Annotated in this window: 15 protein-coding genes and 2 pseudogenes; 2 read left to right on the forward strand and 15 right to left on the reverse strand. The window is 41.6% G+C overall.

Going from position 1 to position 13898, the window contains the following annotated elements; all coding sequences use genetic code 11:
- Positions 1 to 112: 112 nt before the first annotated feature.
- From rbfA to D7D50_RS00760, 11 genes and pseudogenes are all read right to left on the reverse strand, one after another.
- On the reverse strand, positions 113 to 463 hold the full coding sequence (gene rbfA, locus D7D50_RS00715; protein ID WP_120701212.1) for a 30S ribosome-binding factor RbfA: 351 nt from the start codon (positions 461 to 463) through the stop codon (positions 113 to 115).
- Positions 464 to 535: 72 nt separating this feature from the next.
- Positions 536 to 2833, reverse strand: a pseudogene (infB, locus tag D7D50_RS00720) (translation initiation factor IF-2); the annotation flags it as partial.
- Between the two features lie 336 nt (positions 2834 to 3169).
- Positions 3170 to 3259 (reverse strand): annotated as a pseudogene (locus D7D50_RS10375) (translation initiation factor IF-2 N-terminal domain-containing protein); the annotation flags it as partial.
- 16 nt (positions 3260 to 3275) lie between these two features.
- A complete protein-coding gene (locus D7D50_RS00725) occupies positions 3276 to 3575 on the reverse strand; it encodes a YlxQ-related RNA-binding protein (RefSeq protein WP_120701213.1) in 300 nt (99 codons plus the stop codon).
- Positions 3568 to 3864, reverse strand: coding sequence for an RNase P modulator RnpM (gene rnpM, locus D7D50_RS00730; protein WP_006596879.1), 297 nt, complete (start codon positions 3862 to 3864; stop codon positions 3568 to 3570). Before rnpM ends, D7D50_RS00725 begins: the two co-directional genes overlap by 8 nt.
- A gap of 10 nt (positions 3865 to 3874) precedes the next feature.
- Entirely contained in the window at positions 3875 to 5020 is a 1146-nt protein-coding gene (gene nusA / locus D7D50_RS00735) for a transcription termination factor NusA (protein WP_120701214.1), read from the reverse strand.
- A 45-nt stretch (positions 5021 to 5065) separates the two neighbouring features.
- On the reverse strand, positions 5066 to 5554 hold the full coding sequence (gene rimP / locus D7D50_RS00740) for a ribosome maturation factor RimP (protein WP_174705361.1): 489 nt from the start codon (positions 5552 to 5554) through the stop codon (positions 5066 to 5068).
- Between the two features lie 321 nt (positions 5555 to 5875).
- Positions 5876 to 6511, reverse strand: a complete 636-nt coding sequence (trmB, locus tag D7D50_RS00745; RefSeq protein WP_099747332.1) for a tRNA (guanosine(46)-N7)-methyltransferase TrmB — start codon at positions 6509 to 6511, stop codon at positions 5876 to 5878.
- Positions 6508 to 7302 (reverse strand): cell cycle regulator CcrZ, encoded by a 795-nt coding sequence (gene ccrZ / locus D7D50_RS00750; protein WP_099747333.1) that lies wholly within the window; start codon positions 7300 to 7302, stop codon positions 6508 to 6510. Before ccrZ ends, trmB begins: the two co-directional genes overlap by 4 nt.
- A 40-nt stretch (positions 7303 to 7342) precedes the next feature.
- Complete coding sequence (locus D7D50_RS00755; protein ID WP_120701215.1) at positions 7343 to 8398, reverse strand: ABC transporter permease; 1056 nt, start codon at positions 8396 to 8398, stop codon at positions 7343 to 7345.
- A complete protein-coding gene (locus tag D7D50_RS00760) occupies positions 8395 to 9126 on the reverse strand; it encodes an ABC transporter ATP-binding protein (protein WP_120701216.1) in 732 nt (243 codons plus the stop codon). Before D7D50_RS00760 ends, D7D50_RS00755 begins: the two co-directional genes overlap by 4 nt.
- A 67-nt stretch (positions 9127 to 9193) precedes the next feature.
- Between D7D50_RS00760 and D7D50_RS00765 the strand changes: the two genes are divergently transcribed.
- Together D7D50_RS00765 and D7D50_RS00770 are read left to right on the forward strand one after the other, a co-directional pair.
- Positions 9194 to 9607: an HIT family protein gene (locus D7D50_RS00765; RefSeq protein WP_120701217.1), complete on the forward strand. Its 414-nt coding sequence runs from the start codon at positions 9194 to 9196 to the stop codon at positions 9605 to 9607.
- A gap of 13 nt (positions 9608 to 9620) precedes the next feature.
- Positions 9621 to 9914, forward strand: a complete 294-nt coding sequence (locus D7D50_RS00770; protein ID WP_120701218.1) for a hypothetical protein — start codon at positions 9621 to 9623, stop codon at positions 9912 to 9914.
- Between the two features lie 59 nt (positions 9915 to 9973).
- Here D7D50_RS00770 and lytR read toward each other — a convergent pair whose 3' ends face one another.
- The 4 genes from lytR to D7D50_RS00790 form a co-directional block, all read right to left on the reverse strand.
- A complete protein-coding gene (gene lytR, locus D7D50_RS00775; RefSeq protein ID WP_120701219.1) occupies positions 9974 to 11143 on the reverse strand; it encodes a glycopolymer--peptidoglycan transferase LytR in 1170 nt (389 codons plus the stop codon).
- Positions 11140 to 11673, reverse strand: coding sequence for a GNAT family N-acetyltransferase (locus tag D7D50_RS00780; RefSeq protein ID WP_023022268.1), 534 nt, complete (start codon positions 11671 to 11673; stop codon positions 11140 to 11142). Before D7D50_RS00780 ends, lytR begins: the two co-directional genes overlap by 4 nt.
- 2 nt (positions 11674 to 11675) lie before the next feature.
- Positions 11676 to 12125 (reverse strand): tRNA (adenosine(37)-N6)-threonylcarbamoyltransferase complex ATPase subunit type 1 TsaE, encoded by a 450-nt coding sequence (gene tsaE / locus D7D50_RS00785; RefSeq protein ID WP_042361452.1) that lies wholly within the window; start codon positions 12123 to 12125, stop codon positions 11676 to 11678.
- A 120-nt stretch (positions 12126 to 12245) separates the two neighbouring features.
- Positions 12246 to 13667, reverse strand: a complete 1422-nt coding sequence (locus tag D7D50_RS00790) for an NCS2 family permease (protein WP_120701220.1) — start codon at positions 13665 to 13667, stop codon at positions 12246 to 12248.
- Positions 13668 to 13898 lie beyond the last annotated feature (231 nt).

The following is a 13898-nucleotide window of genomic DNA, read 5'->3' on the forward strand; positions in this document are numbered from 1 at the left end:
TACTCACTCTATTTTAAAACATCCACCACTTGGACACAAGTTTTTTTTGAAATTTCTTCTGAATTTTGTCCTAAAAAAACGATAGACTCTACAAAATCTATCGTTTTGTTCATTATTTTTTATCAAGCTCTCGTAACATTTGATCAATTTTGTTTCCATATTCAATGGATTCATCTTTGATAAAGGTTAAATCCGGAATCTTATATAATTTTAAATTCCGACCTAATTCGCGCTTGATGGTTCCTGTTGCTTTTTCAAGCCCTGTCTGAACCTTCTGATTATCTGAAGCCAGGTCACTCATAATCGAATAGTAGACCTTAGCCATAGACAAATCGCCTAGCATCTGAACATCCGTAATGGTGACACCTTGAACACGTGGGTCACGAACTTTTTTTTGCAAAATTTCGTTGACTTCACGCTTGATTTCCATCCCTACTCGGTCTGTCCGAAAATGACTTGCCATAGGAACTCCTTTCTGATCTGTCTTTAAAACTAGGAAATGGGAGATTTCTTCTCTTCTTTCCTAGTTAACAGTTTATTTTTTAATTTCTTCCATGATGTAAGCTTCGATGGTATCATCCGTCTTGATATCATTGTAGCCTTCGATCATCAATCCACCTTCGCGACCGTTGGTTACTTCTTTGACATCATCTTTATAATGTTTCAAGCTAGCAAGAGCGCCATCATAAATCACGACACCGTCACGAATGACACGAACTTTGGAATCACGAGTGACCTTACCACTGAGGACCATAAATCCACCAATGGTACCCACTTTAGAGACTTTGAAGGTTTCACGAATAACCGCTTCCCCGATGACTTTCTCTTCAAACTCAGGATCCAACATTCCCTTCATGGCATCTTCCATTTCTTCAATCACTTTGTAGATGATTGAGTGAAGACGGATTTCTACCTCATCAGCTTCAGCTTGCTGACGCGCTTGAGGAGTAGGGCGGACGTTAAATCCAATGATGAAGGCATTTGAAGCTTCTGCGAGGGTAACGTCTGATTCGTTGATAGCACCAACCGCTGAGTGAACGATGGTAACCTTGACACCTTCTACTTCAATCTTTTGAAGGGAAGCAGCAAGGGCTTCAACCGAACCTTGTACATCAGCCTTGATAATGACATTAACAGATTTCACTTCACCAGCCTTCAAAGTATCAAAGAGGTTTTCAAGGCTGACACGATTAGTTGCTTGCCGTTGTTTCAAGAGGGCACGTTTGGCACGTTCTTCACCCGCTGCACGCGCTGATTTTTCATCTTCATAAACCGCAAAATGGTCACCCGCCATCGGCGCTTCGTTTAGACCAGTAATCGAAACTGGTGTGGAAGGACCTGCAACCTTAACCCGACGTCCAAGGTCATTGGTCATGGCACGGACACGCCCGAAAGTATTCCCGACAACGATTGGATCTTGGACATTCAAAGTACCTTGTTGCACAAGAAGAGTTGCAACCGCACCTTTTCCTTTATCCAAACGCGCTTCGATAACGGTACCAATAGCACGGACTGTTGGGTCTGCCTTGAGTTCTTGGATTTCAGCTACAAGAAGGACCGTTTCCAACAACTCATCGATGTTTTGGTTGAACTTGGCTGAGATTTCTACAAATTCAGAATCTCCACCCCAAGCAGTTGACATAACGCCGTGTTCTGCCAATTCTCCAATAACACGTTCTGGATTGGCACCTGGTTTATCAATCTTGTTAATGGCAACGATAATTGGAACGTTAGCCGCTTTTGAGTGGTTAATGGCTTCAATCGTCTGAGGCATAACCCCGTCATCCGCTGCTACGACCAAGATGGTAATATCGGTAACAGATGCACCACGTGCCCGCATAGAGGTGAAGGCTGCGTGTCCAGGTGTATCCAAGAAGGTAATCTTCTTGCCGTTTTCCATGATTTGGTAGGCTCCGATATGCTGGGTGATCCCACCGGCTTCTCCTGTCGCAACCCGTGAGTTACGAAGGGTATCCAAAAGGGTTGTTTTACCATGGTCAACGTGTCCCATAATGGTAACAACTGGTGGACGCTCCACCAATTTATCTGGATTCAAATAACCATCTTCGACGAAGAAGCGCTCGATATCCGCATTATCCACTTCAACCTTTTTCTTAGCTTCAATTCCATAATCCACTAACAGAAGTTCAATGGTATCGCCATCCAAAGATTGGTTTTGTGTCGCCATCACGCCCATCATGAAGAGCTTCTTAACGATTTCTGCCGGCTCACGCTTAATCCGTTTTGCGATTTCCGCAACCGTCATTCCATCTGTGTACTCCAATTCACTTGGCAACTCATGGAATTTACGCTCTGTTACTGGTTTTGGAGCTTCATTGCGGTTATTCTTTCCTTTTTTATTCTTTTTGTTGTTATTCCAGTTACTATTTCTTTGATTTCTCACTTGGTTTTGACTACTTCGATTCTTTTGTTGTTTTCTTGGACCATCTTCTTCACGATCAAAATCTTCACGTTTTTTGTCTGGTCTAGCTTGCTTTTTCCGACGTGTATCAACTGCTGCAGGACTTGGACTCGCTACTGGAGTTGCTTTCACTGGCTCCGCCTTTGGTTGTGAAGCGACAACTTCAGTGGCAACCACTTCTTCGCGCTTACGACGTTGTTGTCGTTCTTGCTCAACCTTGGCTGCCTGGTTTTGCTTGTAGCGTTCTTCACTACCACGTGCATATTCCGCATTTTGCTCTGCCTTTAATGCTGCAGCACGGGCTTTGAAATCAATCTTGGGTGCACCGTTTACTGGATTTGGACGTCCTTGACCATTTCCAGCTTGATCGCGACGACGATCATTCCCTTGATTTCGACGGTCATTCCCTTGATTCTTTCGCTCATTGCGATTTTGGAAACGATCTCCGTCCCGACGGTCGTTTTGTTGTTTTTTAGGTCGATTTCCTTGTTGTTGACGACGTTCAGCTTGCTCTTTCGCACGGGCTTCACGTTCCGCCTTGAAATTACGACTCTTTGGCTTCACAACAGGTGCTACAGCTGTTTCAGTTGTTTTTTCTGTATTGTTTGCAACGGGTTCTTTTGCAACCGGCACAACTTTTACTTGTTTTTCTTCCGTCACTTTAGGAGTTTGAGGAGCCTTTGATGCAAAACTATTCACCAAACGCTCAACAGCTTCACCTTCAATACTAGAAGCGTGACTCTTTACCTCCAACCCTAATTCTTTCGCCCGTGTGACGACTTCTTTACTTTCCTTGCCTAGTTCTTTGGCAATCTCATACAATCTTTTCTTAGACAATTGCTGTCCTCCTCTTCTATTCCATAAGAGACCTCATTTTCTTTGAAAATCCAGCATCTGTCACGGCCGCAACCTTTCGTGAGCGACCAATGGCAGTGCTTAATTCTAGTGTTGAAAACACGGTTAATACCGGAACGCCATAATAGTGGCATTTATCTGTGATTTTTTTGGTAAGATTGGAAGCTGCATCTTCTGCCAGAAAGACCAAACGGGCCTTTCCTTCTTGAACAGACTTGATAACCAACTCTTCTCCAGAGATAATTTTCCCTGCTCGCTGAGCCAATCCCAATAAATTACTGACTTTTTGCTTATTCAAGGCCTAACTCTCTTCTCTTCACCTTATGATCCACATAAGCAATCAATTCGTCGTAAAAAGCTTCATCCACTTCCATGCTAAAGCTGCGATTGAAGACTTTCTTCTTTTTAGCTTGAAGTGCTTCCTCATTATCCAGTTTGATATAAGCACCACGACCATTTGCTTTCCCAGTCGGATCAATAAAAACTTGACCTTCTTTATTTTTTACGATTCGCAAGAGATCTCGTTTATCGATGACCTCATTTGAAACAACAGACTTGCGTAAAGGGATTTTTCTTGTTTTTACCATGATTCCCTCCCTATTCGTCTACAGAATCAAAATCACTTTCTACTTCTTCAAAAGCAAGCTCTTGACTTGCTTCCATTTCTTCGTACTCACTTGCTGATTTAATATCAATCCGGTAGCCAGTTAAGTGAGCCGCCAAGCGCACGTTTTGCCCCCGACGACCGATAGCAAGAGATAGTTTGCTATCTGGCACTACCACAAGGGCATGCTTGCTGTCTTCTTCGTCAAAGATGACTTGATCGACCTCAGCAGGAGCAATGGCATTGTAAATAAATTCTGCTGGATCTGGAACCCACTCAATGACATCAATATTTTCTTCTGTTGGAACCATACGATCCAATTTCTGATCGTAACGAGCTGGGTGGAACTTGCTAGTAATCTTTTTGATGTTAGATCCACCACGACCAACGATGGTTCCAATCGCATCCACGTTTGGATTATGGCTACGAACAGCAACCTTGGTCCGGTCGCCAGCTTCACGCGCTACGCTCATGATTTCAACCGTTCCATCGTAAACTTCCGGAATTTCTTGCTCCATCAAACGTTTGATCATTTCTGGATGGCTACGACTTACGAATACGTTCACCCCACGAGGATTGTCTTCTACTTTGTAGACAAAAACTTCGATGCGATCATGAGATTGGAAGACTTCACCCGGGATTTGATCTTGTTTAGACAATTGAGCTTCGATAGACCCTAAATTTACATAGATAAAGCGATTATCAAAACGTTCAACGGTTCCACTCATAATTTCATTTTCATGCTCTTTATAAGTGTTATAGGTAATCGCACGAGTTTGCTTGCGCATTTTTTCCATGATGGTTTGTTTGGCAGATTGCGCTGCGACACGGCCAAACTCAGCAGGAGATTCTTCAAATTTGATTTTATCTCCCAATTCATAAGCAGAGCTAATCGCAAGAGCATCTTTCAAACTAATTTCTAACCGGCTATCAAACACTTCGTCTACTACTTCACGAACGGTATAAACGCGGAAGTCACCAGTCTTTTCATTAAACTCGATAGCGGCACTCTCTGCTTGGCCATACCGTCTCCGGTAAGCTGAACGCAATGATTCTGTGACAGCTTCAATGATATCTTCTTTTTTGATTCCTTTGTCTTCTTCCAAGATGCGAAAAGCATCTAGCATTTCTTTACTCATTCTTTTCTTGCTCTTAGGATACTAAGAGCCTTCCTTTCTTTTCTGCTATAATTTGACAGCTAGTCTTGCTTTCGATACAAGACTATAGGGGATTTCAATGGTTTTCTTTCTGGTTTTGTCCATGTATTCCATGGTTAATTGATCATCTTCGAACTTCACGAGTGTTCCTTCAATGACCTTTTGTTTGTCAACTGCCTTGTACAAGCTGACATGGATATATTGACCCAGAGCTTTTTCCACAGCATCTTTGGTTTTTAAAGGACGCTCCAAACCAGGACTCGTCACTTCTAGGAAATACTGTTCTGGGAATGGATCTGGTTGAATCTGATCCAACAGAGGACTAATCACTTCTGTTAAATCTGCTGTATCATTCAGGGTAATACCACCTGGCTTATCAACAAAGATACTTAGAACATAATCTCCTCCTATCTTTCCATATTCAACATCCACTAGTTCAAATGGAGCTTGGATAGCTGGTTGAAGAATTTCTGTTACTAATTCAACAATTGTTGCGATAGGACAACACCTCCTCACAGACAAGAGGCGAAGATATGTCTTCGCCTCTCCTTTTCTATTCGTTTTAAACATTCTAACACAAGTTCCGTCGAAATGCAAGAATTTCGCCTTCCTCATTCATACAGCTATCACCAAAAAGAGAAACGAGAGTGGGACAGAAATCGGTAATTCGTTAAAATTCGATTTCGTCGTCGCACCTCCGCACAGTTGAGTAGGGCTATAAAAGCTGATGAAATCAGCTTAGTAGAGCCCACTCAACCACTGTGTCTTGCTCGACAATCCAAAGATAATTGAGAGGCTAGGACTTTTGTCCCAGCCTCCTTAATCCTTATCTAGACTTTAAAATTGTGCTTCAACCCGATAAATGACCTGACCTTTACTGGAGAATTTCTTTTCATATTCGGTCATGACATTTCCCTCAAAATCACTCGCATGAAGATCTAACCAGACACCCTTTAAGGTCATCCCGTATTGAGAAAAACTCACCAAACTATATTCAAAGAGTCCTCGATTGTCCGTCTTAAAATGAATCTCTCCATGTTCAGGCAAAATCTGTTTGAAGGTATCTAAGAAACTCTTATAAGTTAAGCGACGTTTTTCATGGCGTTTCTTGGGCCAAGGATCTGAGAAGTTGAGATACAATTGATCAATCTCGCCATCTTCAAAGTAATTGGTGAGGCTATCCCCATCTACCCAAAGCAACTTGATATTCGGAACGTCGGCTTCTAACACCTTGTCCAAAGCGTAGCTTAATACCGATTTTTGAATATCAATCCCAATATAGTTGATATGTGGATTTTGTTTGGCCATTCCAGTGATAAAGGCTCCTTTACCGCTTCCCACTTCAATATGAATCGGATGGTCATTTCCAAAAATCTCATGCCACTTCCCTTTGGCTTCTTCTGGTTTTAAAATGACATATTGCGGATTGGCTTCTAATAATTCGGATGCACCTTTGCGGTTTCTAACTCTCATGCTTCCTTCCCATATTTTGACCGGAAATTACGCAAGGCATAAATTTCCCGGTTAACATTCTCTAAATCATTATTTTCATAGTATTTTACAATCTGACAAAGGAAAGAGTATTGACCAAACCAGTACAATTTACCAAATACAGTTTCGTTGTACTTATAGCCGTAATAGACCAGCCAATCCTGCCACTGAGAGTCTGGAATGTAGTGACTTAAAACATGAGCCACATCCATCATCCGATCTGTCAAGCGGACAGAATCCCAATCAACCAAGTAGATGAATCCACTGTCCGTTTCAATCCAATTACTGTGGCGTACATCTCCATGAACAATGGTCGCATAATCTTCTCGAAAAGCTGGAACAGTCTGTCGTAAACTCTTTAACACAGATTGCAAATAATTGTTTTGACGCAAAGCAATTGGCAACTGACTGCTCAGAGAATTCAATAAATCCAGCGGAGATTCAGCCGTGTAGCCCAATTTTTTCAATTGTGTCATCAAGGGGCGTGAACGGTGCAAACGAGTCAGGATATGAACCACTTGCTTTTTCCCCATCCCATTTGGAGTTAAAATTTCTCCATTTAACCATTCTTGTGCGCTCATCACATTTCCGTCAGGTAAGCGTCGGCTCCATAAGAGTTGTGGAGCAATTTGTTCTTTAGCTAGCCCCGCTAATATTGGAGTTGTATTCATTTTGACAAATACTTTCCCCCCATCCGGATAAGTCCCCATAAAGGCTTTCCCGCTTTTACCAGCAATTGGGGTCAACGTTAGCTCTTTTTCGTTCGAGTCCATCTATTCCTCCGTAAAAAGTTTCCCATCTATTTTACTAATTTTAAGGCGTTTCGTCAACTAATCGTCTCACCTTGAAAGGTGCATAAACATAGGCTAAAAAGACTGTGAAAGCTAGCAAGGCCAAGACGAGAAGTTTGTCTTCAAAGACCACCAATCCCAGACCTCCCTCAACGAGAACCACAAACAAAGTCACCGATTGAACTGTTTGAAGAAGCCCTCGTGTTTTAGCACGCATTTCCAAGGGGAAAAGACGAGTTAAATATTGATAGTCAAAGGCCTTGTAGAGCCCGAGCAATTGAAAAACAAGTAAATAATTCAAAAGTCCAGCGACAGCCACTGCTACTAGTGTTTGCGGGATGAAGAGAAAGACAGCTATTGATAGTCCTAATAGACGCAGACTCATAGAAAACAGGTCTCCATTTCTGAGATAAGAACGGAGATACAGGTTGTTCCAGGTCTTGCCACTGACTTTCGGAACCATTTTTGTCAGCTTGTCTAAATAAGCCCGCCGTTTTACGCTATTAGTCATTCCTTTTACTGTTGTAAAAAGAGCAAAAAACCTTAGAATACTTTGCTTTCTCAGATTTTCAAGCTCTACGATTCGCTTCCAATCAAGACCCGCCTGGTTATAGAATCTTTTCCCCTTTCCTTGAAAAACAAGAACTTTCAACAAGAAGAGAAGAGTCAAATAAACCACTACAATGGTAAGAGACAGTCCTAGAGCCAGAGCCAAAGGGACAAACAGGACGAGCACAAGGGTTTGCACAATCCCCCAGAAAATAGTCGCTCGTAAGGTCTGTTGTTTCAAATAGCCTTTCAATTCCTCTTCTTTTACTAGGAGGAAAATCATGTCCGGCTTCTCAACATAGGTTGCAATTGAACCAAGTGGAAGCAAGAGAAAGGGAGCTAGAGCAAGTATAACAAGGAGAAGGTTCTTATCTTCTGGTAGAGAGCGCAAAAATTGGCTGTACTGAACTGCTAAAAAACCTAGAAAAATCAAGAGAAAGAGAACAAAGTGATCATTAAACACATAGCGAGAATATTTCAAACACTGATTGCGAAAGATCGCCTTCCTCTTTTGTAGTACTTCTATCATCGGTCAGCCTCTTTTGTTAGTGCAAGGTAAATCTCATTCAAATCCGCATCTGCCATCCCAAACTCTGTCCGCAATTCCTCTAAAGTCCCCTGAGCACGGACCTGTCCCTTATGGAGGATGACAAAGGCATCACACATTTTTTCAGCTGAATCCAGAACATGGGTACTCATTAAAATGGATTTCCCTTTCTTTTTCTCTGCATTCAATAGTTGAATTAAATCTGAGATAGCGACTGGATCTAGGCCTAAAAAGGGCTCGTCGACAATAAACAAACTTGGATCCACAGCAAAAGCACAAATGATCATGACCTTTTGTTTCATCCCCTTAGAAAAATGGACAGGAAACCAATCCAATTTTTCCTCTAGTCGAAATTGTTTCAAGAGAGGAGTCACACGCGCAAAAACAGCTTCTTGATCCAAGTCATAGGCCATAGCTACTGTCTCAATATGCTCACGCAAGGTTAACTCTTCATAAAGGCTAGGGGTTTCTGGGATATAACCAATTTTTTGGCGATAAGCACTTGGAGAAGCTGCTAGAGTCAAGCCGTCAATCCGGATTTCACCAGCATAGGGACGCAGGAGACCAATAATTTCATTAATGGTCGTTGATTTCCCTGCCCCATTCAAGCCGATCAATCCAATTAATTGGCCATCGCCAACCTCGAAACTAACATCTTTTAAGACAGGGATATTGACATAGCCTCCTGTCAGGTTTTTTATTTCTAACATATTTTCTTTGCTTTCTGGTATAATGTTCTTATATTATAACAAAATCTAGCTAAATTGAGGTATATTTATGGTTTCGGATTGTATTTTTTGTAAGATTGTTTCTGGAGACATTCCTGCTTCTAAGGTCTACGAAGATGACCATTTTCTTGCTTTTTTAGATATCTCTCAGGTCACTCCAGGCCATACCCTTGTGATTCCAAAAAAACATGCCCGCAATCTGTTGGAAATGACACCAGATGAAACGGCTGATCTCTTTAACGTCGTTTCAACAGTCACCAAAAAAGTTGAAAGTGCTACGCAACCTCAAGGGATGAATATCATTAGTAATATGGAAGAAATCGCAGGACAATCTGTCTTCCATACCCATGTCCATATTCTTCCACGCTACTCTCAAGATGACGACTTAAAGATTGATTTCATTGCCCATGAACCCGATTTTGATCACCTTGTCCAATTAGCCAAGGATATCTCAAACCATTAAAAAGGAGCTTACTATGAAATTAAGAGATCTATTTTGGTTTGCGACTGGAGCAACCATCAGCTATCAGCTTGTTAAAAATCGCGAACCTCTGAAAAATGAATTCAGTGAAACCAAACAACTAACCGAAGGAATCCAATCAAACGTTTCTAACATCAAAAAAAATATTGAAATCATCCAAGAGCAAAGAGTCCTTTTAAATCAATTACTGGAAGACTTCTCCTATAAAGCAAGGATCTTCTCTCAGCAAGCCAATGCTTCTGTAGAACAAATCCAAACTATTTGGTCTGAGAAATCAAATCACGAATAAGCAAAAAAGGTTTTGAGACAGTCGTCTCAAAACCTTTTTATTTTTAGAAGAGAAATGATTTAGTTTCCTCCAGCACCAGCTACTGTTGTATCCGTAGAAGGAGTCACTGCCGGTTGGTATTGTGTAATTGCTTCTGAGCTTACAGTAGTTTCTGGAACATAGGAAGGTTCATAATATCCTCCACCAGTATCCTGGCTCGATTCTACTGAAGCTTCACCACTTTCTGATGAAACAGTTCCACTAGCTTCGTCTCCATCTAATAAAACAGCACTCGTTTTAAGCTTGCGCAAAGGCGATAAACCAAGACTTTTACGCAGTATATTCTGCATCTTCAACAGGTGTTCTGAAGTAACAATTTGGTAACTTCCGCCATCGGCAAGGGTAGCATCTTCACCTTTCAACTGTTCCATACGAATGTTCTTCAAGGCATCTCGATAGCCCATCAACTGCATCAAACTATCCGTATCCAAGGAGATATTGGTCTGCATATTATCACTAACCGCTTCAATAATTCCTTGATAATTGCTCAGACCATCCAAAGTCAATATTTTCTTGATGATCTTTTCGATGACTTCTCGTTGACGTTTTTGACGACCATAGTCTCCTTCTGGATCTTGATAACGCATCCGTGAGTATACTAACGCTTGTTCTCCGTCAATTTCTTGACGACCAGGTGGAATTTTAGCTGTATACTCCGGTTCATTTTCTTCAATCGAAATATCGAAATCAAATGGATTGTTTACCGTTATTCCGCCGACCTTATCAACCAGTTGGACTAGGCCTTTCATATTAATCATCGCATAACGGTCAATATGAATATTCATCAAATCTTGGATGGTTTCAATGGCCAACTCGGCCCCACCTTGAGCATAAGCTGCGTTCAGCTTAGCTTGAACCGTTTCTCCATCCTGCGTAATATTGGTTAAGATATCCCGTTCCAAACTCATAATCGTTGTCTCACTCGTTTGTGGATTCACCGTCACCAGGATCATGGTATCACTGTTTCCTACCCACTGATCCTCTCGTGAGCCTGATCCAGTATCAACCCCCATGAGCAAGATGGTCATTGGTTTGTTTTCTGCAATGACATTGTTTTCACCGCCGATTCCTTTATAGGTCTTACTCAACGCATTTGTCGACTGATTAAGGATGGTCAGCCCGTACGCCCCAATCCCAATCGTCGTTACTGCTAACAAACTAAAAAACATTAATAGAATTTTTTTAATCATTGATTCTGTCCATCTATCAGTTTGCCCATTAGGTAAACATCCAGATATTCCCCTTCCTTGTATACGCCTCTCTTTCGGAGGCCTTCAATTTCAAATCCTAGCGTTTGATAAAGATGGATAGCCCGTTCATTTCGAACTTGGACACTGAGTTCTAACTTCCGAAGGAGGTTGGTCCCTTCTGCCCATGCGATTCCTTCTTCTAGAAGAAGGCGACCTAAGCCTTTATTCCAGTATGCCTTCCGAATAACAATAAAGAGATCTCCAATATGACGCAAAGCCTTGTTTTGATCCGCGACAATATTTAAGACACCTACTAGATCCTCACCCAAGTATAACAAAAGACATAATTGATTGTCTGTTTGTGCTTGTTTTTTTGCATACATTTCCAACTCTTGCTTGGTCATCCCAAGTCCTTCTGAAGATAAGGTCGTAAAATCAGATTCAGTCGCTACATCTTTAAAAAAGTCGAGTAAAGACTGTGCATCCGACACTTCAGCCTCTTTCAAAAAGAGATCTAGTACCTGTTCCATCTTCAAGCTCCTACAGAAGTCAGAAATGACTCCCTTAATTGTTCTGCACGTTCCCCGACAGCTGACAAGCGTATCTCGCGTCCGTCACCATCCTTGAGCAATTCAACCTTTAAATATCCAGCAGGAAGACTGGTCTCTAGCAACTCTCCCCACTCAATGACGGTAACCCCTTCACCAAACAAAAAGTCATCCAAATCAATCGAATCTGGATCGTCCCCTATACGATAGACATCCAGGTGATACAAAGGCAAGCGACCTTCATATTCTCTCACAATGGTATAAGTGGGACTTTTAATCATCTGACGAATATCCAACCCTTGAGCTAGGCCTTTTGTAAAGGTTGTTTTCCCAGCCCCCAGATCCCCTGTCAGAATCACGACATCCTGTTTTTCTAACTGTTGACCCAACTGTTTTCCAAGTGCAATCAACTCTTGTTCATTTTGACTTTTCATTGCTCCATTATACCAAAAATAATTGATTCTTGCCCACTATTTTTAGTCGATCACCTTCGGCCTCACCTGAGACAATCAAAAAGCTTGGACGATTTGTCCAAGCTTTCTTCTATGTTCATTCTAGTGCAAGGCCATACTGATAAAGTTCAGAATAAACAAGGCATCTAAAATCCAAATCATACTGTGAACTTCTTTGGCTTCACCTTTGACCAGTTTGGTTACTGTATAGGTAATAAAACCTGCTGCAATCCCATTTGTGATGGAATAGCTGAACCCCATAAAGATAGAGGTGAAGAAGGCTGGTACAGCTTCTGCCATATCATCCCAATGGATGTTTTTCAAGCTACTCAACATCATGATCCCAACGATGATCAAAATCGGTGCTGTCGCTGCTGTCGGTACAATAGCAAGAAGGGGACTAAAAATACTTGACACTGTGAAACAGATGGCTACTACAAGGGCTGTCAAACCAGTCCGTCCACCAGCTCCAATTCCCGCAGCTGACTCAACATAAGTCGTCACATTCGAAGTACCTGCAATAGCACCAACAGATGTCGCTACAAGGTCTGAATAAAGGGCTTTATCCAATTTAGCGGATTGATGATTTTCACCATTTGTGGCAACAATACCAACTTTTTCACCAGTTCCAATCAAGGTACCAATCGTATCAAAGATATCTGTCAAGGAGAATGCCAAGATGGCCATCAAGGTTTCAGGAAGACGAGAAGTATTGGTAATCAAAGAACCTAATCCTTCTGAACCAAGTGCAGCTCCAAAAATTTTGCCAAGATCATTGACAGCTGCTCCAAGATGGGTACTACCAAAGTCAATCGTTGAAAGATCAACAATTCCAAACACAATACCGAGGATTGTTGTCGTAAGGATAGAAAGGATAATTCCTCCTTTAATGCCCTTGATGACAAAGAAAACAGTAATGGCTAAGCCAGCCAAGGCAAGGAGGACTGTCGGACTATTGAAACTAACAAGTCCTGGGACCGCTGCAGAATTTGCTGTAATCGCAGCATTTGCCTTATCAGCCCCTTCTCCTGCTACCGTATAGGTATGTGGATCAATCGAAAACTTCAACAGGCCAGCATTTTTAATTCCGACATAGGCCAAGAAAATTCCGATACCAGCTGAGATAGCTGAACGCAAAGCATTTGGAATTGACTCAATAATCATTTTCCGAACATTGGTTAATGTGATAACCAAAGAAATCAATCCACAAATGAAGACCATTCCCAAGGCTTCTTTCCAAGAATAGCCCATCCCAAATACAACTGTAAAAGTAAAGAAGGCATTCAATCCCATCCCTGGTGCTTGAGCATAAGGTAGATTCGCATAGAAAGCCATCATGAGAGTTCCAACGACTGACCCAATAATGGTTGCTAGAAATACTCCTTGAGCAGGCATTCCTGTTTGAGAAAGCATTTGAGGGTTTACAAACAAGATATAAGACATGGCAAAGAAGGTCGTTAAACCAGCTAATACCTCAGTACGAACCGTCGTTCCGTGTTCAGATAGTTTGAAAAACTTATCCATTTTTCCAATAAACTCCTTAAAAAAATAAATCTGCCCGCGACTCAATCACGAACAATGCTACTATTTTATCAAATATCATTCACTTTTACAAGAGATTCATCTGAACAATCTTTTCTGCCACATCATTTACCATTCGAAAGACTGAAATTTTCCTATTTATCTGGTATAATGGTAGCATTCTTCTTAAAACATGGTGCTCTTTACTCTATAAAACATTCCTCATTTGGAGTA

It is taken from the genome of Streptococcus koreensis, assembly GCF_003627135.1.
Taxonomy (GTDB): domain Bacteria; phylum Bacillota; class Bacilli; order Lactobacillales; family Streptococcaceae; genus Streptococcus; species Streptococcus ilei.